The organism is Cecembia calidifontis, from assembly GCF_004216715.1.
Classification (GTDB): Bacteria; Bacteroidota; Bacteroidia; order Cytophagales; family Cyclobacteriaceae; genus Cecembia_A; species Cecembia_A calidifontis.
On sequence record NZ_SGXG01000001.1, the window covers coordinates 2,130,082 to 2,150,704 of the forward strand.

At 42.4% G+C, this 20,623-nt stretch carries 20 protein-coding genes; 8 read left to right on the forward strand and 12 right to left on the reverse strand.

The genetic code is table 11. The annotated features are described in order from the left end of the window. Positions 1 to 15: 15 nt before the first annotated feature. The 8 genes from BC751_RS09345 to BC751_RS09380 all read right to left on the reverse strand — a co-directional run bounded on the left by BC751_RS09345 (position 16) and on the right by BC751_RS09380 (position 7,866). Positions 16 to 1,452 (reverse strand): DUF6600 domain-containing protein, encoded by a 1,437-nt coding sequence (locus BC751_RS09345; RefSeq protein ID WP_130275307.1) that lies wholly within the window; start codon positions 1,450 to 1,452, stop codon positions 16 to 18. Between the two features lie 232 nt (positions 1,453 to 1,684). Further along, complete coding sequence (locus BC751_RS09350) at positions 1,685 to 1,855, reverse strand: Lacal_2735 family protein (protein WP_130275308.1); 171 nt, start codon at positions 1,853 to 1,855, stop codon at positions 1,685 to 1,687. A 38-nt stretch (positions 1,856 to 1,893) separates the two neighbouring features. Continuing rightward, positions 1,894 to 3,486 carry a toxin-antitoxin system YwqK family antitoxin gene (locus BC751_RS09355; RefSeq protein ID WP_207226863.1) on the reverse strand — a complete coding sequence of 531 codons (1,593 nt, stop codon included), beginning with the start codon at positions 3,484 to 3,486 and terminating at the stop codon, positions 1,894 to 1,896. An 85-nt stretch (positions 3,487 to 3,571) separates the two neighbouring features. Further along, complete coding sequence (locus BC751_RS09360) at positions 3,572 to 4,129, reverse strand: hypothetical protein (RefSeq protein WP_130275310.1); 558 nt, start codon at positions 4,127 to 4,129, stop codon at positions 3,572 to 3,574. Between the two features lie 13 nt (positions 4,130 to 4,142). Beyond that, positions 4,143 to 5,141: a 3-oxoacyl-ACP synthase III family protein gene (locus BC751_RS09365; protein WP_130275311.1), complete on the reverse strand. Its 999-nt coding sequence runs from the start codon at positions 5,139 to 5,141 to the stop codon at positions 4,143 to 4,145. Positions 5,142 to 5,284: 143 nt separating this feature from the next. After that, positions 5,285 to 6,184: an MBL fold metallo-hydrolase gene (locus BC751_RS09370; RefSeq protein ID WP_130275312.1), complete on the reverse strand. Its 900-nt coding sequence runs from the start codon at positions 6,182 to 6,184 to the stop codon at positions 5,285 to 5,287. Continuing rightward, positions 6,184 to 6,885, reverse strand: coding sequence for an SOS response-associated peptidase (locus BC751_RS09375; RefSeq protein ID WP_130275313.1), 702 nt, complete (start codon positions 6,883 to 6,885; stop codon positions 6,184 to 6,186). The genes BC751_RS09370 and BC751_RS09375 overlap by 1 nt, the downstream gene beginning before the upstream one ends. Positions 6,886 to 6,906: 21 nt before the next feature. Beyond that, positions 6,907 to 7,866 (reverse strand): YheT family hydrolase, encoded by a 960-nt coding sequence (locus BC751_RS09380; protein ID WP_130275314.1) that lies wholly within the window; start codon positions 7,864 to 7,866, stop codon positions 6,907 to 6,909. Positions 7,867 to 7,989: 123 nt separating this feature from the next. On the opposite strand from BC751_RS09380, the gene BC751_RS09385 reads away from it, so the two are divergent. Next, entirely contained in the window at positions 7,990 to 9,651 is a 1,662-nt protein-coding gene (locus tag BC751_RS09385) for a pyruvate dehydrogenase complex dihydrolipoamide acetyltransferase (RefSeq protein WP_130275315.1), read from the forward strand. A gap of 330 nt (positions 9,652 to 9,981) precedes the next feature. Next, a complete protein-coding gene (hslV, locus tag BC751_RS09390) occupies positions 9,982 to 10,524 on the forward strand; it encodes an ATP-dependent protease subunit HslV (protein WP_130275316.1) in 543 nt (180 codons plus the stop codon). A 394-nt stretch (positions 10,525 to 10,918) separates the two neighbouring features. Here hslV and BC751_RS09395 read toward each other — a convergent pair whose 3' ends face one another. The 4 genes from BC751_RS09395 to BC751_RS09410 all read right to left on the reverse strand — a co-directional run bounded on the left by BC751_RS09395 (position 10,919) and on the right by BC751_RS09410 (position 15,452). Then, positions 10,919 to 11,944, reverse strand: coding sequence for a dienelactone hydrolase family protein (locus BC751_RS09395; protein WP_130275317.1), 1,026 nt, complete (start codon positions 11,942 to 11,944; stop codon positions 10,919 to 10,921). A 17-nt stretch (positions 11,945 to 11,961) separates the two neighbouring features. Beyond that, the gene (locus BC751_RS09400) at positions 11,962 to 13,047 is read right to left on the reverse strand and encodes an amidohydrolase family protein (RefSeq protein WP_207226864.1); all 1,086 of its coding nucleotides are present in this window, start codon (positions 13,045 to 13,047) and stop codon (positions 11,962 to 11,964) included. Positions 13,048 to 13,156: 109 nt separating this feature from the next. Further along, on the reverse strand, positions 13,157 to 14,851 hold the full coding sequence (gene ggt / locus BC751_RS09405; RefSeq protein ID WP_130275318.1) for a gamma-glutamyltransferase: 1,695 nt from the start codon (positions 14,849 to 14,851) through the stop codon (positions 13,157 to 13,159). 142 nt (positions 14,852 to 14,993) lie between these two features. Further along, positions 14,994 to 15,452 (reverse strand): GNAT family N-acetyltransferase, encoded by a 459-nt coding sequence (locus BC751_RS09410; RefSeq protein ID WP_130275319.1) that lies wholly within the window; start codon positions 15,450 to 15,452, stop codon positions 14,994 to 14,996. Between the two features lie 520 nt (positions 15,453 to 15,972). Between BC751_RS09410 and BC751_RS09415 the strand changes: the two genes are divergently transcribed. The 6 genes from BC751_RS09415 to BC751_RS09440 all read left to right on the forward strand — a co-directional run bounded on the left by BC751_RS09415 (position 15,973) and on the right by BC751_RS09440 (position 20,504). Then, positions 15,973 to 16,638: a TetR/AcrR family transcriptional regulator gene (locus BC751_RS09415; RefSeq protein WP_130275320.1), complete on the forward strand. Its 666-nt coding sequence runs from the start codon at positions 15,973 to 15,975 to the stop codon at positions 16,636 to 16,638. A gap of 11 nt (positions 16,639 to 16,649) precedes the next feature. Continuing rightward, the gene (locus BC751_RS09420) at positions 16,650 to 17,969 is read left to right on the forward strand and encodes an ABC1 kinase family protein (RefSeq protein ID WP_130275321.1); all 1,320 of its coding nucleotides are present in this window, start codon (positions 16,650 to 16,652) and stop codon (positions 17,967 to 17,969) included. A 531-nt stretch (positions 17,970 to 18,500) separates the two neighbouring features. Next, positions 18,501 to 18,698, forward strand: a complete 198-nt coding sequence (locus tag BC751_RS09425) for a type II toxin-antitoxin system HigB family toxin (protein ID WP_130275322.1) — start codon at positions 18,501 to 18,503, stop codon at positions 18,696 to 18,698. Between the two features lie 62 nt (positions 18,699 to 18,760). After that, entirely contained in the window at positions 18,761 to 19,942 is a 1,182-nt protein-coding gene (locus BC751_RS09430; protein WP_130275223.1) for an IS4 family transposase, read from the forward strand. Continuing rightward, on the forward strand, positions 19,887 to 20,141 hold the full coding sequence (locus tag BC751_RS09435) for a type II toxin-antitoxin system HigB family toxin (protein WP_130275323.1): 255 nt from the start codon (positions 19,887 to 19,889) through the stop codon (positions 20,139 to 20,141). Before BC751_RS09430 ends, BC751_RS09435 begins: the two co-directional genes overlap by 56 nt. Positions 20,142 to 20,144: 3 nt before the next feature. After that, positions 20,145 to 20,504 (forward strand): helix-turn-helix domain-containing protein, encoded by a 360-nt coding sequence (locus BC751_RS09440; protein WP_130275324.1) that lies wholly within the window; start codon positions 20,145 to 20,147, stop codon positions 20,502 to 20,504. Positions 20,505 to 20,623: the final 119 nt, after the last annotated feature.

Here is a 20,623-nt window from a genome sequence, read left to right on the forward strand (position 1 = left end):
TTGGACCACCTTTTATTATTCATTTCCTCTACCGCCCCTTGTGGAGCTGGCAGTTCGGTTATTGTTATTGTTTCCGCTCGATCTGTTCACAGCACCAGAGTTTGATCTTGAATTGCTTGCTGAGGAAGAAACAGCAGGACTGGATTGTCTCGAGTTAGAACTGCTTCTTACAGCGCTGTTATTTTGCCTGCTTGGACCTGTATTCCCAACAGCGCCATTGTTTTGTCTGCTTGGGTTTGAGTTCCCTACGGCGCTGTTGTTTTGTCTACTTGGTCCCGCGTTTCCGACGCTGCTGTTGTTTTGACGGCCTGAAGTATTCTGTCCAACGGCAGGTGCTGATTGCCTTGAGGCATTATTGTTTCCTACTGCTGTGTTCTGCTGACGGGTAGGAGTAGTTGTACCTCTGACTGCTGCATTGTTCTGATTGTTTTGGTTGCTACCTCTAACAGCTGGGGATGCAACCTGGCCATTGCTGCTTTGTCCAGTTTGTGCGCTTCTTGTAGCGGATCCGTTTGATCCGTTATTATTTGCTCCACGGACAGCCTGGTTTTGAGAAGGCTGCTGAGCATTTCTAGAAGGCATAGCCTGGGAGTTTCTGGACGGTCCTACAGAATTGGACCTTTCTTGTTCTACTGATCTCTGCTGAGTAGCGGATCTTTGTCTATATTCGTCAGAAGTATATGCCATAGAAGGTCTTGCCTGTTCATTTGTACTTCTTGCATTGCTGATTTCAGGACGGAATATATTGACATTGTTGTTCTGCACGACGGATCTTCCCGGTCTTGAAGCGTTATTCACTTGATAAACCGGAACACTGGATCCAGTTACTCTTTGAATCTCTCTTCTGGAAGGTCCAGTGTAATAAGTAGTATTATTGACTACATAGGTATTGTTGATGATGGTAGTCCTATTGTAGACATTGACTACTTGGTGGTGAGGTACGAAATACCTGTGGAAGTGTTTGGCCCTGAATCTTCTCTGTGGCACGAATACCCAGTGTCTTGCAGGTATCATGATGTTAACGCCTACATGCATTCCTGGACCAAGAGGTGCCCATCCGTAAAATCCCCCACCGGATCTCCAACTTACCCAGGCAGGTCCCCACTCATATCCAGGTACCCAGGCCCAACCATAGAAATCATTCCAAAACCATCTGCCATAGTGGAAAGGAGCCCAGCCCCAATCATAATCAGATACCCAGGTATTTCCAAAATTGGTCATGGTCCAATAGCCATTGGTCACATAAGGTTGAAATCCTCTATCTACATAAGGAATCCAAACATAACCATAGGTTGGGTCCATCACCCAATCCCCATATGGGCTTAGCTCATTGTAGAATATCTGGAATGAAACCCCAAAATTATGAGGGGAGGCCTGTGCCTTTCCAGAGGAAGCCATACCCATGCCCAGCACGAGTACCAGACCCATAAGATATATAGTTGCCTTTTTCATAACGGTATCGTTTAGTGCGTTTGATTGTATTTACGGCAACTTTCAGGCCAAAGTTTTTGCAAAATCGGTATTTAAGAAATAAAAAATTAGAAAAAACGTTTTAGCTAGAATAAAATATATTAAAATAATCAGAATAAAATATGATTGTTTGGGTGTGGAATGGAGGGTTTTCTGGTGAAGGAAAAAATCTTATTGTTCATTTAGCAAAAAGAGGTCCAAACAGGACCTCTTTTTAATTTTTTTTCAATGCTTCGATCTTTTTGGCAACTTCTTCGGCCTCGGCCATTAGCTTATCTGCCTCTGTTCTATTGCTATGAGACATTTTATAGGATTTGTCCAAAAGGTTTTTATAAGTCTCCTGGAGTTTTTCCAATTCCGATTTTTTCTTAAATAATCCAAACATAGTTTTTATTTGATAAACTCCGTTGGGTGGGATTGTGTTTAATTGAATCTATTGAACCTGATTTCGTTTCTCATTTGCTCTTCTTCGGTCACGATTTCATCGTTTTTGAAATTGATGATCTGTTCCAGTCTTCCGTTTAGGTTGAAATACCTCCAGGGTCCATTTTTTTTTCCGTCCACCATTTGTCCTTCAGAGGCTTTATTGCCGTTTTCATGGAAATAAGTCCACAATCCGTCTGGTTTACCAGATCTGTAATTACCTTCTGATTCTTTTTTGCCTGAAGTGTAATAAGTGATTCTGGTACCATTACCATCGGTCAGGGTTCCCTTGTCATAAGTTCTTTGGCCATCATAGGAAAAGTAATCCCCTACGTTCATCAGTCTGCCGTTGTCCCAATATTCCTCTTGGGTAAGTTGCTTGTTATCGTAGAATAAGCCCCATATGCCGTCTTCAAAACCGAGAAAATAACTTCCTATGGATTTCAGTTGACCGCCATCGTAATAATAAACCCACTGTCCATTTTCAGAGCCCAAAAAGTACTCACCTTCTGCTATCAAAATACCTATTTTATTGAAGTATTTCCAAAGACCTGTTTTGAGATCGTTTTTGTATTCCCCAATGGAATACAGGTTCCCCTCTGGGAAATAACTCTTCCATAAGCCATCTTTTACCCCGTTTTTATATTGACCGCTTACTGAAACTTTTCCGTTGGAATGGTTTTCAATGTACTCTCCCACGGGAAGTCCCAGTTCATAGGTCATTCTTTTTGCCAATGTCCTGTTAGGGAAATATTCCTCCCATGTTCCTACAGGAATGTCATTTTCATATTTTTCGATCCTGGCAATCCTCCTGTTTTGATAATAAAACTTCCATTCTCCGGTCCTGTTTCCATTTTGATCATAGTATGTTTCCGATTCCAAGGTCCTTGTACCAGGAAAATAGGTGGTCCACTTGCCTATTCTCCTGCCATTTTTGAACTCCCCTTCCTCTTCCACTAATTTCCCTACCGAGTATCGTTTAAAAGAGCCGTGGGGTTGGTCATTTTTGTAAGAGGTTTCAAGAATCAGTGTCCCATAAATGTCATATTCAAAATAGGGCCCTTCCTGAATCCCGTTTTCGTAGTTTTGGATGATTGCTATTTCACCATTATTATAGAAGGTGACCCATTTTCCGTTTCTTTTGCCATCAACATACTGCCCTTCAACTTTTATCTGTCTGGGATTGAAAAAATCAGGCTGTCCATCACTTCCATAATATTCTCTATACGGACCAATCCGGACACTGTCTCTGAAAACCATGTCCAGTTTCAAAATCCCATTGGAATCATATTCTCTGTAAATCCCGTTTAGTTTATTGTTCCGGTATTCCGCTTCAACATTTCTGGAGCCTGAAGGGAAAAAACTTACCGCCAGCCCTTCTCTTTTTCCTCTTTCAAAATTTATGGTTTGGACCAGTCTTTTTGTTTGTGGATTTTCAAATCTCCATAAACCCTCCATCAGTCCATTGTTTAAAATCCCAGTACCTATTAGGGTTGAATCCGAGTTGAATATAGAAACAACATTTGGTCTGGTTTGAGCCAAGGATGTCGTCTGTAAAGTCAGGAAAATCAAAATGCCAAAAATATATTTCATACAGTATGGTCTCATTTTTCAATTAGGATACGAAATAAGCCTTGATCGGTTTTAAATTAGCCCAAATAACGGAAGAGAAAGAAGCTCAGCCATGTACTTCTAAAATGTCAGTGAGTAATTGACAGATCATTTTTGATGTTGTGCCTGGGTCTTCTGATATATCAAGTTTTTTCCAGATTTGGAGCTGATTTGAAGAATTAATAGCTAAAGTAATATTTTTTTCATTCAAAATCAGGCTGTTTTTTTCAACTTGAGGATAATCATAGGGTGTTTCGGTAAAAGAAATATGAAAATCATCAAATTTGGATATCCAGGCATTTTTGTACTGCTGTTTGATTTGGCTTCCATAAGTAAGGAAAATATAAAAACCATTACCCCACCAATTGAGAAGCCTGATGTTGAATCCTGTCAGGGGATCAAAATCCCGGACAATATCCAATACCTGATAGGGAAGAAATCCGAGTTGATTGCCTTTGCTTACCTTGCAACTTTTAGCCTGCACAAAATATTGCTTAAGTTTTTCCTGAGGAAAATGGTTGGCAATCTCCGTAAATACATCCTGGATGATTTTCACCTGTTCGTGAAAACGGCGGAATAAATCCTTAGATTCCTTCCAAAAAGCAATGTCCAGTTTAATGTTCACGGAGAAGTGAAAATTACCAGTTCAACAATGCAGAAGCCCAAGCGAACCCACTGCCAAAAGCAGCAAGGCAGATCAAATCTCCTTCTTTGATCTTTCCCTGTTCCCAAGCTTCGCTCAGGGCTATTGGAATGGTACCCGCTGTGGTATTTCCTAATCTCATGATGTTGTTGAAGACCTTTTCATCGGGTAACCCCAATTTTTGCTGGATGTAATTGCTGATCCTGAGGTTGGCCTGATGGGGTACCAACAGGTCGATTTCTGACTTGTCTTTTCCATTGGCATCCAGAGCTTCCTGAATCACTTCGGTAAATCTGACGACAGCATGTTTGAAAACGGCATTTCCGTTCATTTTTAGAAAAAAGTCACCTCTTTCTATCATTTCCTGGGAGATCCGTACCTCTGTACTGCTGCTTGGAGCGATACAGTACAGTTCTTCAGCGTATTGTCCTTCGGCATGTAAATGGGTGGACAAAATCCCGGGTTGATCTGGTTCCACGGCAGTCAGAACAGCTGCGCCTGCTCCATCCCCGAAAATAACAGCACTTGATCTTCCTTCATCACTTTTGTCCAGAGCAGAGGACTGGATTTCAGCACCCACTACCAAAATATTTTTGTACATGCCGGTTTTGATAAACTGGTCAGCTACCGATAAAGCATAAATGAAACCGGAGCAGGCGTTACGTATATCCAAAGCCCCGATTGTGCCCATCCCCAGTTCTCTTTGGAGTAAAACGCCGTTGCCGGGAAGGAAATAGTCGGGGGTAATGGTGGCAAATACGATGAAGTCTATGTCTTGCGGGGTTAATTTTGCTCTTTCCAGTGCCATTCTGGAAGCGGCTGCTGACATACTGGTGACAGTATCTTTTCCTGGCGTAAACCATCTTCTTTCCTGGATACCTGTTCTTTCCACAATCCAATCATTGTTGGTATCCATAATAGTAGAAAGGTATTCATTGATAATGACCCTTTCAGGGACATAGTGGCCTACACCGATTATTCTGGATTTTTTCATCTCTTTCAAAGCTACTTGGGATTATTGTTTCGAAGCCCTGCTTTTAAATGTTATGCACAGCATACAAATATCCTACTTCCTAGCCGTTTTCCAAATAATATGTCTAAGGAATGGCTTTAAGTTGATGGCAATGGGGCATTGAGCTAAATCCTTCCTTGGGATTTCAATTTCCAATATCGGTAAAGACCTGCTACTGACATCCAGCTTGGATTTGCATATTCATATACTTTTACAAGCTCCTCAGAACAGTTTTCTTTTTTTAATTGGGATTGGGTAAACTCCATAAATTTTGGAATGACCAATTGTTGATCTTCTCCTTTTTCAAAATAGGGTTTTATCCATCTTGCCCATTCGTCCAAAATGTAGGAAAGATTATCCAGGTGCTGGTCAATATGATTAATAATTCCAAAATGCGTCAGGTACAAAGCCCTAGGGTTTTCTGCCTTAAGAATCGCCAAAGAGTTTTTCCAGGCTTCAATGTGGATATCGGGGGGAGGGCAGGGAGGAACTACAGGACCACCGTCAATTTTCACACCGGCTACATCTCCCGTAAAAATATTGCCATCATAATTCCATGCAATGTGATGTATTGCATGCCCGGGCGTGTGCAGCGCTTTGATCCTTGTGTTTCCAAATTCAAGGACTTCACCATCTTTTACAGCGATCACCTGATTTTCCGGTATGGGCTGCATCTGTCCCCATAACCTGTCCATGTCTTCTCCATAAATCAACTTGGCAGAGTTCCAAAGCTTTTCCGGGGATTCCAAATGGAGTTTTCCAAGGGGATGTACATAAATTTTTGCCCCAAGCTGTGCCAATCTCCATGCCGCACCGGCATGGTCAAAATGGATATGGGTCAACAGGACATGTTGTATGTCATGGATGTTGTACCCCAGATTATGCAAGGCTTTTTCCAGGGCAGGGAAAGTGCTTTCCGGACCAGACTCTATCAGTATGGGGCCTATATCGGTTTTGACAAGAAAAGAAGCGATGGCATCTTTTGTTTCTAAAAAATCAAGGTCTAGGATTTGAATATCTTGCATCAGCCAAATAAAGTGTAATTTCCAAATTGATCTATGGGCGCTGAGGTCTTGCGTATGAGGGATGGACTGTCATTGCTTACACTGTTCACCAAAGGGGAAACAGTGTAGCTGATCATTTCATCCGCCTGATAAGGCGACAGCATTTTTATAAGTTCCTCCTGGCTGCTGTATTTGTCCAGCCATTTTTTTTCATCTTCTTTTTTGAGAATAACCGGCATTCTATCATGGACCTCTGATACTATTGCATTGGGTTCGGTTGTCAGGATAAGAAAAGTATGGTTGCTTTCTCCAAGCTCATTCTCATATTCTTCCCATATTCCTGCAAAAGCAAATGCTTCATCATTGGCCAATGTAAACCGGTAGGGGATTTTGGTCTTTTTCCCCAACTTCTTCCATTCATAAAAACCATCAGCCGGGACCAGGCAGCGTCTCTTTTGAAAGGAATTTTTGAAAGAGATTTTTTCATGCACGGTTTCGGCTTTGGCATTGATAAACTTCTGGGAAACAGGTTTGTTTTTTCCAAAATCAGGCGTAATCCCCCAATAAAAAAAGGAAAATCCTTTGGGACTTTCCGAAGTAATTACGGGGACAAGTTGGGTTGGGGCGATATTGTACCTCGGTTTGAAATCCCCCAACATTTCGGCCTGAAATCTTTCTTCCAGTTGGATTTTACTTTTGCTCAAAGAGTATCTGCCGCACATAAGCTTTTGTTTTTTGGAAAATTACAGATTGCCCGTGATAAATTCAAATGACCTTTTTTCTGACCAGTAAATGTCCTCTTTTTTTCTTGGGCTGAAACCTACATGTCCTCCATACTTAGGGAATTCCATCCAGACCTGGTCCAGTTTTCGGCCCAAATTGATGGGGAAGCACTTGTCGCTCAAAAAAGGGTCGTTCTGAGCATTCAGTATCAGGGCAGGGACCTCAATGTTTTCCAGGAAATAAAGTGAAGAGTTTTGCTCATAGTAGTCATGGGCATCTTCAAATCCATGAAGCGGACCGGTATAGTGGTCGTCAAAGTCCTGAAGGGTTTTGATTTTCCGCAGGATGCCCACCGGGATTTCATCGGGAAATTTTTTGGCCTTTTTCACAACTTTCTCCTTGAGTGTTTTCAGGAATCTTTTGGCATAAAGGATGTTTTCACCGGAGGAGATTTTCAGACAGGAACTTTCCAGGTGTAAGGGTACGGAAATGGCAATCCCTTTTTTGATCTTGGGAGACCTTTCTCTTTTTTCACCCAAATACTTCAATGTCAGGTTTCCGCCCAGGCTGAATCCAACGAGATAAACATTTTCATAAGCCACCGAGGCATGATTGACTACAAAGTCCAGGTCATAAGTGGCACCGGAATGGTAAAAAATGGGTGTGTTGTTCATCTCTTCACTACAGCCCCTGTAGTTCCAGTTCAGAACATCAAAGCCCTGTGTGAAAAATTGTCGGGCCATCCCGGTCATATAAGGACGCCGGCTATTTCCTTCCAGCCCATGGCTGATAATGACCAGGTTTTTGGAACCTTTTTTCAGCCAGTCAAGATCCAGAAAGTCCCCATCCGGTGTATTAATCCTTTCTCTTTCAAAGGGTAATACAGCTGAAGGGCGCATCAAGGCCGGTACAATTGTTTGCAAATGACCATTGAAAAGCCAGGGGGGATATTCGTAAGTTGTCTTATGGATTACAGGCATAATCAAACAAAATCAGCTGTTTTGGACTTTTTAATCCTGAAATTACTATTATTAAATTTGAATTAAGACATTTTAACAACTATTTTTGGACTCCTTAAAATTTGACTAGGATAATTTAAGCTTATGGCCGAGATAATTAGAATGCCTAAAATGAGCGACACCATGGAAGAGGGTGTAATCGCAGCGTGGTTAAAGAAAGTAGGAGATACCGTTAAGCCTGGAGATATATTGGCAGAGGTTGAAACGGATAAGGCTACCATGGAACTGGAGTCTTACGAAGAGGGGGTTTTGTTGCACATAGGTGTGCAGGAAAAGGACGCTGTCCCGGTAAATGGAGTTATCGCCATCATCGGTGAAAAGGGTGAGAATATAGATAAAATACTGAAAGACATTCAAGCTGGCGGAAACGGGTCTGCTAAAACAGAAGAAAAGCAGGAAGTTGAAAAGCCTAAAGCAGAAGAAAAGCCAGCTGCCAAAGAAGAAAAAACCGAAAGTATTGATGTTTCCGGTATCAACGCCACGGTAATCACCATGCCGAAAATGAGTGATACCATGACAGAGGGTACTATCGCTTCCTGGTTGAAAAAGGTAGGTGATTCGGTCAAATCTGGGGATATCATTGCAGAAGTGGAGACCGATAAGGCTACCATGGAGCTTGAATCTTATGAAGACGGTACACTCCTCTACATAGGTGTAGAAGCAGGAGATTCTGTTCCTGTCGATGGAGTAATTGCCATCATCGGTGAAAAGGGTGCGGACTTTGAAAAGCTGCTAAAAGCCCATCAGTCCAAATCAGGCGCACAAACATCAGCTCCAACAGAAGAAAAGAAAGAAGCTCCTGCAATAGAAACCAAAAAAGAAGAGGTGGCAAAGGCTCCTGAGGTAGCTGTAAGTACTTCCTCCGCGTCTGACAACGGCAGGGTGAAAGCTTCTCCTTTGGCAAAGAAGATGGCATCAGAAAAAGGAATTGACATCACTTTGGTCAAAGGTACCGGAGAAGGAGGAAGGATCATTAAAAGAGATGTAGAAAACTATACACCAGCAGTAGCCCAGACTGCCGCTGCTCCTACAGCTATGGCAACCTCTGCTCCAGCTGTAGGCCAGGAATCCTTCAGAGAAGAGAAGGTTTCCCAAATGAGGAAAGTTATCGCCAAGCGTTTGGCTGAAAGCAAATTCAGCGCCCCTCATTTCTACTTGACCATGGAGATCAATATGGACAAGGCCATTGAAGCAAGAAATAGCATGAATGAGGTATCTCCTGTGAAGATTTCCTTCAACGATATGGTCATCAAAGCTACAGCCGCAGCTTTGCGCCAGCATCCTAAGGTAAATTCTTCCTGGCTGGGAGACAAAATCAGGTACAATGACCATATCCATATCGGAATGGCCGTAGCGGTGGAAGAAGGATTGTTGGTGCCGGTGATCAGGTTTGCAGACAGCAAATCCCTTTCCCAGATCTCCAATGAGGCCAAAACCCTTGGAGCAAAAGCCAAAAACAAAGAGCTTCAGCCTAAAGACTGGGAAGGCAATACCTTTACCATCTCTAATCTGGGAATGTTCGGAATTGAGGAGTTCACGGCCATCATCAACCCACCGGATGCCTGTATCCTGGCTGTAGGTGGAATCAAAGAAACTGTGGTAGTTAAAAATGGACAGATGAAGGTAGGCAATGTCATGAAGGTGACCCTATCCTGTGACCACAGGGTAGTGGATGGAGCAGTTGGTTCTGCTTTCCTTCAGACACTCAAAGGCCTCTTGGAGGATCCGGTTAGGATTTTGATCTAATTCCAATTTGAAATATGCCAAAAAGTCCTGACAAATCAGGACTTTTTGCTTTTAGTATGGTTATTGAAATGGATAAAAACAGAAATAAGCATTTGGCGAAATAAAGTTGAAATAAATAGAAATAGAAAGGGCCGATTGGCTTCTTCAATTCATACCTGGGAAATTATTGGGCCATATTCTTTCTGTTTTTTTAAGAAGTTTATCTCAAAACTTAAATTTCCCGAACCTGTCAACCATGGCAGAGCATATTTCAATTTATTTCACGAAGTGAATTTCGCTAAGCATATTTCACGAAGTATATTTCGTTTAAACTCTTAAGACTTAAAAAAAATGGAAAAAATAAAATCAACCACCGTCGTGGCCATCAAGCATAATGGAGAAGTAGTCATCGGTGCAGATGGTCAGGCCACTTTGGGAAATACTGTGGCAAAAAGTACGGTGAATAAAATCAGGAAACTCCAGGGAGGTAAAATTGTCACCGGTTTTGCAGGGTCTACAGCGGACGCATTTACCTTATTGGAAAAATTCGAGGAGAAGTTAGGCGCTTATGGCAATAACATGAAGCGGGCTGCTGTAGAACTGGCCAAGGAATGGAGAATGGACAGGATGCTAAGCCGACTGGAAGCCATGATGATTGTGGCGGACAGTCAGGATATCCTGATCATTTCAGGGACAGGGGACGTCATTGAGCCTGATATGGAGATCGCAACCATTGGTTCAGGAAGCATGTATGCCCAGTCTGCGGCAAGAGCCTTGAAAAAATTCGCCCCCCACTTGTCGGCTGAAGAAATGGTCAGAGAGAGTTTGGGAATAGCGGCAGATATCTGCATTTACACCAACCACAACCTTGTGGTGGAGAAAGTGGTGAAATAGACTTTATCAGAAAATTCCATATAAACTCTTCGTCACCCTGATATTTTAAAATCTACCAATGACAAATATGAGTAACCGTCACTCTGACGAAGCAAGAGTCTCCCAAAATAGAGGAGATCATTCTCCGCCTGTGGCGGATCAGGATGACGTTTCCATATTTGTCATTTATTTTTCTGTACATTCCCCTAAATGTTAAAATCCCTGGATGAAGACTGCTTAGCGGGTTACTTGATGTCATTACCTATTCCGAACAATTACGAAATGTTGAGGACTCGGGGTGACATCAAGGTAATCTGTCAATGGTATCCCGCTATCGTGTGAAAGGTTAATTGAAAAGGACAAATCTGTTTTGGATGTTTGGGGGATTTGCCTGCCAGGTATGAAATTAATCCCTCTATAACCATTCCCTTAGAAACTGTAAAATATCCGCCCTCATTTCAGCTGTTTCTTCATGTCCAACATCATAAATTTTTAATTTCCATGCTTGAGGGGCTCCGTCTTTTGCATAAATTTTCTTTAGGTTTTCATCAATGATTGACAAACCTTCCAATGGGGTAAGTGGGTCAAATTTTCCCGCCAGACCAAAATGAGGTCGGGGTGAAATTAATCCATTGATTTTTGAAGTTGAAAAGTGGTTCAATAAATCAGGAACATAATAATAAATACCATGAAGACTGAGGTCATTTTTTTCCAAAAACGTTTGGAAATCAGTTAGACAATTTAGATCTACCACCACTTTAATACGCTGATCCAATGCAGCAAGCCACCAAGCCATGGTACTTCCCATGGACATGCCCATAGTTGCCACCCGCTCCATATCAAGATCTTCCCTGGAAGCCAAATAATCCAATGCCCGCAAATTGTCATATACCATCATTCCAAAAAGCACCTGTCCTTTCCACAACATTTCTTTGAATAGATCCAATTCGGACTTTCCCGATCTCTCCCCAAATCCCCAGGAATCCAGACAAAAACCTGCATATCCTTCTTGCGCCAAGGCGAAAGCATAGGGTGGTGCCTGCATTTCTTTTCTGCCATAGATAAATTCATTCTTTCCCACTTCATATTGACCGAAATGAGAGTGGTTAAAAAGAACCACCGGCAACTTCCCCTTGGCGTTTTTGGGTTTGGTAAAAAAGGCCGGCACCTTCTCCAATCCATTGATGTCCAGTAATAATTTCTCAATGATGACCCCATTCCTTTCTTCAGTAGATACCAATTCTACGGAAATGGGTCTTTCCCGATCCGGAAGCCTCCCCAAGAGGTCATACAGTTCTTTTCTCAAGAGGTCTTTGTCCTTGGTTTCTAACATGTCTTCCGTCATAGGTATTGATTTGTTCTGGGAAATGGCATCAGCTATGCCGATGAAAACAAGGATAGGGATCAGGAAGATTTTTAAGAAATAGTTAGGGTGTCTCATTTATGATTCCTCTTATTTTAAAATTTCTCATCCTCCATTCCAAACCATTTTAAAGCATTTCTGTAATATACCTTATCCACCACTTCTTTGGGCAATTGCAAACCCTTGAATGGCTGTTTGATCAGGTCGCTTTGCATTTCATGATCGGTCACGAAAAACTCCCAATCCCGTTTCCAGTTTTCATCTATGCTCCTGTACAGGTTTTCCTGAGAACGCTCCCCATTATCCCCCAAGTCAGTCCCGTATAAAATCCTGTCCTGATATTGGATGAAAAAATTCCGGACTTTATCCCGGTCATTTGCAGTCTGATAAAACAACTGCCCCATTCTTGCAGCTAAATCCACCGCCATGTTTGGAAACCGATCAAGACGCTCTGCCAGCACATCCACGCTATATTCCAGACTCCCCAAATGGGCTCCTACAAATTTTAACTCCGGATGCTTTTCCAACATTCGGTCCCGGGCATCCATCAAGTCCTCGTGGGAAGGCATCTCCGGTTGAAGGTACATATGGTATTGGGGATGGTTTTTGAAATAGTTGCGGTCATTTTCTGTAGTCATGGAGTCCAGTGGCAACCAGCAGTTTTTGGGTTCACCAAGATGACCCATCAGGGTTTTTCCACGCTCTTCAATGAACCGGAAAACAGGATCAAATCTTTCATCATCTATCGAGATTAAATTGCCCGAACTGTCTCTGGAAACCATACCTATATTTTTCCAAACCTTTACTCCCAAAGCCCCCTGTTTAAAACAACTGTCCAGCCAGGAAATAACCTTTCCCTCCCAATTTGCATCATCCCAATCCGAAACGGCGAATGAAGTGACCATATCCACCGTTTTGGGAAAAGATTGATGTTGATGAAGGCCATCCCCGTATTTCCTGTATACATCATTCCAGCCCTGATCAACCTCTAGGCTCACATTTATTAGACGGAAATTATCTGTCATGGCCTTTTCAACAAAGGCCGACCTTTCTGTATCAAGATGAACATGGGCATCGATTTTCTTGACCTTCGAAAAGTCCTCAATCGAATACCATTGTTTATTTTGGCTGCAGGCGCTTAGCATCAAAAGTAGCATACAAAACAGGACAGATGTTTTCATGATTTTTTTAGATAAAAATATTATCTGTAATTCGGGGGATTAATAAAGCCATTGTTATTACAGCCAAAGCCTTAGCTTGTGTATCGGGAAAAGTCAAAATTGCCATTCCTCAATACCCCGCTGCCTGTCCGTCTTTTCTGGACTCCGAAGCACCGATATAGACTTTGTTGACCTTGTCGTAATAGATGGCTTGATACCCTCCATAGTGGCCTACGGTGTATTCTACCCGGTGCCCCATTTCTTTTAGTTTGCGAATGACTTCATAGGAGAAGCCGCTTTCGAGATTGAGCGATCCACCGTTTGTCATCTTCGAGCCGGTAGGCTCGGAGCTTCCGTTGTGCCGCATCCGCGGTGCATCCCCCGCTTCCTGCAGATTCATGCCAAAATCAATCAGATTGACCACAATCTGTGTATGACCCTGAGGCTGTACTGAACCGCCCATCAGACCAAAACTGATGTAAGGCTCCCCGTTTTTGGTGATAAAAGCAGGAATGATGGTATGAAAAGGCCGTTTGCCTTTTGCCAATGAATTCCAATGGTTTGGATCCTGAACATTGAACTGTTGTCCACGGTTTTGCAGCACAAAACCCAAGCCGTCCGGAACCATGCCCGACCCAAATTCATCGTAAATGCTCTGTATAAAGGAAACCATATTGCCATCCTTGTCCGCCACAGTCAGGTAGGTCGTGTTGCCTTTTTCGATTTCTCCGGCAGGATAAGCCAGTCCGGCCTTGTTGGGATCGATGAGTTTCCGACGTTCGGCAGCGTAGGCTTTGGAAATCAATTTTTCAACGGGTATTTGATTGAAAGCCGGATCGGCATAGAATTTTGCCCGGTCTTCAAATGCCAACTTTTTGGCTTCGGTAAGCACATGCAGGTATTCCGCACTTCCAAAGCCCATGGATTTTATATCGTAGCCTTCGAGGATATTCAGCATTTGTAGGACGGCGATTCCCTGTCCGTTGGGAGGAAGCTCCCATACGTCGTATCCGCGGTAGTTGGTGCTGACAGGTTCCACCCATTCGGAGGTATGTTTTTTCAGGTCTTCATAGCGGAGATAGCCACCGTTTTCCTTCATAAACCGGTCGATGGTTCGGGCGATTTCGCCTTCATAAAACGCCGAACGGCCTTCTTTGGCAATCAAGGAGTAGGTTCTGGCCAAGTCTGGATTTTTGAAGACCTCTCCTTTTCTCGGAGTGTTTTTGCCATTGGGCATGTAGGTTTTTCGGAAACCGGGAATGTCCTGCATTTCTGGATAGGCACCGTTCATTTGCCAGGCAATCACTTCGGTGACGGGAAATCCATTGTTGGCGTAGTCGATGGAAGGCTGCAGGATTTCCTGCATAGATAGCTTCCCAAATCTCTTGTGCATCTCAAACCAGCCGTCCACACAACCGGGAACCGTTACGGGTAGTGGCCCCAGCAGGGGAACATAATTCAGGCCTTTTTCTTTGAACACTTCCATCGTCAGCAATTCAGGAGCGCGGCCGCTTCCATTAAAGCCGTAGAGCTTTTTGGTTTTGGCGTCCCAGATGATGGCAAAGACATCTCCTCCGATTCCGCAGCCATTGGGTTCGACCAGGCCCAGCATCGCATTGGCAGCGATGGCGGCATCCATGGCCGAACCGCCTTTTTTTAAGATATCCAAGGCCACCTGCGTGGCCAGAGGTTGAGCAGTGGCAGCCATGCCGTTTTGCGCGATAACTTCAGATCGGGTAGTAAATGTTTTTCCGGTGACCCGGTCTTGGGCCCAAGTAGCGGTAGCAAGGAAGGAAAGGGTAAAAAGGAAGTAAAGGTGTCTCATAAGTGCAGCATTAGCTTTCCTATATTAAATCAGCCCATAGATTATTCCAAGGGAAAGTTTTTGAGCGGTAATATAATTCTCAGGAAATCACATGCACTAAAAAAATCCTATGAAGGCTTTTTTGGTTTTTCTTTCTTTAATTTCAATGATCAGGAGTCAATTTGTAGTAAAAATGCCGCACTTTTTCTTCTTCTGTTGGTTGGGTAAGCCGATAAAAATCCAGGGCATAAGCATCAACTTCATCAGCCTGAACAAAAACCTCCTCAAACCCTTTTTCTTTAAAATATTGGTTAGTAAAAGCTACCAGTTTTCTGCCAACACCTTTCCTTTGATACTTTACCAAAACAGCAAGGTCTAAAATGTAGGCCCAAGGTCTCTCTGAGTAGTATTGGTCTATGACATAGGCAGTCAGGCCACCGATAATTTGGTCTTCTGTTTTGGCAATAATCGCATAGAAAGTTTCTTTGTTCAAAAGTTTTATCAGGTGTTGTTCACTTGGCAATGTAAAGTTTTGCACCCCAAAAACTTCTTCAAAAATCTGGATTAGCTTCTTAAAATCCCCGAATTCATTGGGTTGTAATATTTTCAATTCCAAGTTCATGTGCTCTTTGGGTTAGGTGATAAAGATCCTTCTTTTTAGGTTTCAATTTAGGGATTTAAATCCTGTAGGAATAGCCCAGCTTGAACATTTGGGTTTGGAAATAGAGGTGCTGGTAAAAGGTAAATCCATCTCCTAAGGCAGAAATTGGGAAAGACTTACTCTCTGTCCATTTTTTGTGCCGTATCTATGTTCTTGGTCACCAGTCAAAATGGTTTACTTTTCCTCAGTTCCAAGCTGTCTGTTGGTTGTTGAGGTTTGTTCTTTTATACCAAGCTCCCCTATACCCAAAAAACCTTCAATTATCTATCCCTTCCCAAGGCAACAAACGAAATTTTAAGTTTAAATCCAGCCGTAAAATTTATCTGCCTTTCCTTTTTGGGCTTGGCTTGGACCATTTTCAATTCATGCCTGGTGTATTTCATAAAACTAAAAATAATTTTTAAAAATCCTGCTGAATTCTACTGCTTTTCAAAACTTCAATTCCCTTTTGCGGGTTATACCTGTAGTAAACATTATTACAATGGAAAATACAGCAGCCAAAAAGGCAAGTAAAACCGATCCAAGGACAAAAATTATCCAAGGTTATCTCAATCATGTGCTGGAAAACGGATCTGAACCCTTGTCTATCTATAAGTTTGCCAAGGAACTCAAAATGAACGAGTCCGATTTCTATACTTATTTTACCTCTTTCGAGGCCATCAAATCGGCAGTTTGGGGTAAATTATTCGATGATACCATCCAAAATCTGGAATCCCAGGAGGTCTTTAAGGAATACAGTGCCAGAGAAAAATTGCTGGGTTTCCTCTTTACCCTGGTAGAAGAACTGAAAAAAAACAGATCCTACCTCTTGTCCCTATACGGCGGTCAAAAAGACCTGAAAAAACTACTTCCCCATGAGGTAAAAGCATTCAAAGACAAATTCAAGGATTTTGCCAATGAGATTATCCTGGAAGGAAAAGAGACGGAAGAGATTGCCAATAGGCCTTTGATTACAGAGCGTTATGATGAAGCATTATGGTTGCAGGTATGGTTTGTGTTCCAGTTCTGGTTGAAGGATACCTCTCCTTCCTTTGAGAAAACAGATGCAGCCATTGAAAAGTCGGTCAACCTGGCCTTTGACCTGATGGGGAAAAGTGCGCTGGACACCTTTATTGACTTTGCCAAGTTTTTATACCAAAATAAATAATACAGGGATTTATGGAAAGAAGTGTGAAGGAGCAGCAGAGTATTCCTGTTTCCAAAGTGCAGCGCGCTGCAAAATTTATCAGTACAGGGGCCAAAGTAGGAGGGAACTATGTAAAGCATTATGCCAAAAAAGTGGTCAACCCCAGCTTGTCCAAGGAGGAACTGCACAATAATAATGCAGAAGATATTTACAATTCCCTCAGCCAATTGAAGGGTTCAGCGCTGAAAGTGGCCCAGATGATGTCTATGGACAAGAACCTATTGCCCAGAGCTTATCAGGATAAATTTACCATGGCCCAGTACAGTGCTCCACCTTTGTCTTATCCATTGGTCGTCAAGACTTTTCAGAAATATTTTGGGAAGACCCCCGATCAGATGTACGATACCTTTACCAAATCGGCTGTAAATGCAGCCTCTATTGGACAGGTACATCAGGCTACGAAAGACGGAAAGACCTTTGCCGTAAAAATCCAATACCCTGGAGTGGCTGATTCGGTGAGTTCGGACCTGAAATTGGTCCGTCCTTTTGCCCTGAGACTGCTCAATATGAACGAAAGGGAACTGGATCATTACATGGAGGAAGTGGAGAGTAAACTGATAGAGGAGACGGATTATGTGTTGGAGGTTCAGCGCTCCTTGGAGATTTCAGCGGCCTGTAGCCATATTGAAGGCCTTACTTTCCCCGGATACTATCAGGATATGAGTTCTGAGCGTATCATCACCATGGACTGGATTGAAGGCAAGCATATCAAAGAATGGTTGGAGTCCAATCCCTCTCAGGAAGCGAAAAACAAAATAGGCCAATCTTTGTGGAATTTCTACCACCATCAGGTCCATAACCTGCAGCAGGTACATGCAGATCCCCACCCGGGTAATTTCATCATCACCCCTGACAACAAATTGGGCATCATTGACTTTGGCTGTGTGAAAATCCTTCCCCAGGATTTCTATGAGGGTTACTTTGCCCTGATCAAAAAAGACATGCTGCTCAATGAACAGGAGTTGAATGAGGTGTTTTACAATCTGGAGTTTATTTCTGACAAAGATACTGAGGAAGAAAAAACCTATTTTAAGGGCGTATTCAAAGAGATGATTTCTTTGTTGGGTAAACCTTTCCATGCAGAAACTTTTGATTTTGCAGATGATTCCTACTTTGAACAGATCTTCCAGTTGGGGGACAGAATTTCCAATGACAAAATGTTCAAAAAGTCCCGTCAGGCCAGGGGATCCAGGCATGGGCTTTATATCAACAGGACTTATTTTGGGCTTTATAACATCCTGAACCAATTGGGAGCCAATATCAAGACCACAAAGCCAAAATGGCTGGAGTAGAACAGAGAGTTGTTTAATTCACCTTCGAAGCCACCTTTGGAAACCGGGGTGGTTTTTTTCTTATTTGGGCTAATAGGAAAAAAATTCCGGAAGCAGAAGGAGGAAATGTAGAATGAAAAATTAGGAATGAAGAATGGGGGGTGAAGTTCTTCCAGGTTGAATTTCTTTTTGTTCCACAGAGATTCACCGAGGAGGCACAGAGGTCCATAGAGGGCAGGTTGGAAGGGCCGTGCTCTGGCAACTGATGCAGAGAGGGGGGATTTTGAATTTAGAATGAAGAATGGGAAATGGGGGGCGTAGGGCTGATATTTGTTGAATTTCTTATTGCATGACAGAAATACATAAAGGGAAGGCATGAAGGGCTGTGCTGTGACAGCTCGGGATGCAATCCCGGGTGAGATCAGCATTTCAGGCTTTCAATTCATCTTTAGCCCGTTCTTAAAAAAATGCAGAGAAATAATAGAATTGATTTCCAGAATATGTAAATTTGTTTTGAAATATGGAAGTAAAAGCAATGATCTTTATACGTTAATGAGAATAATCACTTTTAAGCGGATTCAAGAATTTTCGGAAAAACATGCTGATGCTGAAATTCCCTTAAGATTCTGGTATTCTGCTGTAAGTAAAAAAGATTGGGCTTCACTCAATGATATAAAAAAAGATTTCAATAACGTAGATTATGTTGGCAATCATCGGTTTGTTTTCAATACCGTCCTAAATAAAATATGAGAGGTCTGGTTTTTTGCCCAAAATAGCTATTTTGGGTTTGCACCAAAAAACATAAACCTCCCATGAGTAATATTACATTGTTTTCTCAGATTATTAAAAAAATCGAGCGTTCAATTTTCAAGAAACTGGTTGAAGAGAAGCAAACGGACAAGGGCTGCAAAGGCTTTGACAGCTGGACGCATTTGGTTTCCATGCTTTTTTGCCATTTTGCCAAAAGTACTTCTGTAAGGGATATTTCAAACGGCCTGCGTTCGGCCACGGGGAACCTCAACCATCTGGGGATTGCCAAGGCACCATCCAAGTCCAGTATCAGTTATCAGAACAAGCGCAGGGACTCTGACCTGTTCAAGGAGCTGTATTACGAGCTTCTGAAGCATTTAGGACAGCAGGCGTCCCTGAGCAGGGTAAAACTACGGATCAAGGCTCCCGTCTATCTGCTCGACTCCACGGTGGTAAGTCTTTGCCTTTCGATGTTTGACTGGGCAACCTTCAGGACCAAAAAGGGTGCTGTAAAGATGCATACGCTTCTGGACTATGACGGGAAACTCCCTGTTTATGTGAATATTACAGAAGGAAGTATGGCAGACAATAAAGGCGCTTATGATATTCCTTTGGAGAAAGGATCCGTTATAGTGGCGGACCGCTATTACAATGACTTTCCGATGCTCAACATTTGGGACAGCAAGGGGGTCTTTTTCGTCATAAGGCACAAGGATAACCTTAAGTTCAGCACAATCAATGAACGTCGACTCCCTGAAAATACTGCACAGGAAGTACTGATAGACGAAGAAATTGAACTGGTAAACCCGCAGTCAAAAGTGAAGTACCCCGGAAAACTCAGAAGAGTGGCTGTATGGGACGAAAAAAACCGACAGACCGTCGAACTGATTACCAATAACTTCAAATGGTCAGCAAAGACAATCGGTGATCTTTACCGGTGCCGATGGGAGATTGAGATCTTCTTCAGGGACATCAAGCAGTTACTCCATATCAAAACCTTTATCGGAACATCGAAAAATGCCGTGATGATCCAGATATGGACCGCGCTGATCACCATTCTGCTCCTAAAAGTGATGAAGGCAACCGCTAAATTCGGATGGCATCTGTCCAATCTGGTTGCATTTATCAGACTGAACATATTCGTTAAAATAGAGCTGCAAAAGTGGCTGGACAAACCCTTTGAAGACCATGAAAAACCTCCTCAAAAAAGCCAACAGGGGGTTCTATTTCCGGATTACAGATAAAATCACAATAGAAATTGCAGAAACACAGCTAAACATCTGTCTTGTAAATTATTTAGGACAGCATTGGTTTGTTTTCAATATAAAAGGGAATAAATACCGTTTGGTTGCTATCATCTCATTTAATGCCAAAAAAGTATACATCCGATTTATTGGTACACATTCTGAGTATGATAAAATAAAGGACATCCAAAATATTTAAATCATGATCAAGTCTGAAAAAGAATATAATGCACTTCTTGAAAGGATTGAAGAATTGATTTCCAATCCTGAAAATATAGAAAACCCTGACTCAATTGGCCATGTTGAACTAAACATACTTTCTGACTTGGTGGCAGATTATGAAGAAAAGCACTATCCAATACAACCACCTACATTGGCAGAATCCATTAAACTTCGTATGCAGGAAAAGGGGCTGAATCAGAAGGCTCTTGCCGAGGTTCTTGGAGTAAGCAGTTCCAGAATCAGTGAATACCTTAATGGTAAGAGTGAGCCTACACTAAAAATTGCACGGGAAATCAGCAGAAAATTAGATATTGATGCTTCTATTGTGTTGGGAGTCTAAGGTATAGAGGTAGCCTTTAAATCAACCTTAGGCAAATATCAAAAGGGACTATGACAAAAACTGTGTAAGTTGATTTTACTACTTACGAAGTTAAAGTTATACCTCGAAATTCTCTGTGT

Excerpts from the sequence above, each read along its gene's own strand:
- BC751_RS09345 (WP_130275307.1), bottom strand. The coding sequence starts at position 1,452 with ATGAAAAAGGCAACTATATATCTTATGGGTCTGGTACTCGTGCTGGGC.
- BC751_RS09350 (WP_130275308.1), bottom strand. The coding sequence starts at position 1,855 with ATGTTTGGATTATTTAAGAAAAAATCGGAATTGGAAAAACTCCAGGAG.
- BC751_RS09355 (WP_207226863.1), bottom strand. The coding sequence starts at position 3,486 with ATGAAATATATTTTTGGCATTTTGATTTTCCTGACTTTACAGACGACA.
- BC751_RS09365 (WP_130275311.1), bottom strand. The coding sequence starts at position 5,141 with ATGAAAAAATCCAGAATAATCGGTGTAGGCCACTATGTCCCTGAAAGG.
- BC751_RS09370 (WP_130275312.1), bottom strand. The coding sequence starts at position 6,184 with ATGCAAGATATTCAAATCCTAGACCTTGATTTTTTAGAAACAAAAGAT.
- BC751_RS09375 (WP_130275313.1), bottom strand. The coding sequence starts at position 6,885 with ATGTGCGGCAGATACTCTTTGAGCAAAAGTAAAATCCAACTGGAAGAA.
- BC751_RS09380 (WP_130275314.1), bottom strand. The coding sequence starts at position 7,866 with ATGCCTGTAATCCATAAGACAACTTACGAATATCCCCCCTGGCTTTTC.
- BC751_RS09385 (WP_130275315.1), top strand. The coding sequence starts at position 7,990 with ATGGCCGAGATAATTAGAATGCCTAAAATGAGCGACACCATGGAAGAG.
- hslV (WP_130275316.1), top strand. The coding sequence starts at position 9,982 with ATGGAAAAAATAAAATCAACCACCGTCGTGGCCATCAAGCATAATGGA.
- BC751_RS09395 (WP_130275317.1), bottom strand. The coding sequence starts at position 11,944 with ATGAGACACCCTAACTATTTCTTAAAAATCTTCCTGATCCCTATCCTT.
- BC751_RS09400 (WP_207226864.1), bottom strand. The coding sequence starts at position 13,047 with ATGAAAACATCTGTCCTGTTTTGTATGCTACTTTTGATGCTAAGCGCC.
- ggt (WP_130275318.1), bottom strand. The coding sequence starts at position 14,851 with ATGAGACACCTTTACTTCCTTTTTACCCTTTCCTTCCTTGCTACCGCT.
- BC751_RS09410 (WP_130275319.1), bottom strand. The coding sequence starts at position 15,452 with ATGAACTTGGAATTGAAAATATTACAACCCAATGAATTCGGGGATTTT.
- BC751_RS09415 (WP_130275320.1), top strand. The coding sequence starts at position 15,973 with ATGGAAAATACAGCAGCCAAAAAGGCAAGTAAAACCGATCCAAGGACA.
- BC751_RS09420 (WP_130275321.1), top strand. The coding sequence starts at position 16,650 with ATGGAAAGAAGTGTGAAGGAGCAGCAGAGTATTCCTGTTTCCAAAGTG.
- BC751_RS09425 (WP_130275322.1), top strand. The coding sequence starts at position 18,501 with ATGAGAATAATCACTTTTAAGCGGATTCAAGAATTTTCGGAAAAACAT.
- BC751_RS09430 (WP_130275223.1), top strand. The coding sequence starts at position 18,761 with ATGAGTAATATTACATTGTTTTCTCAGATTATTAAAAAAATCGAGCGT.
- BC751_RS09435 (WP_130275323.1), top strand. The coding sequence starts at position 19,887 with ATGAAAAACCTCCTCAAAAAAGCCAACAGGGGGTTCTATTTCCGGATT.
- BC751_RS09440 (WP_130275324.1), top strand. The coding sequence starts at position 20,145 with ATGATCAAGTCTGAAAAAGAATATAATGCACTTCTTGAAAGGATTGAA.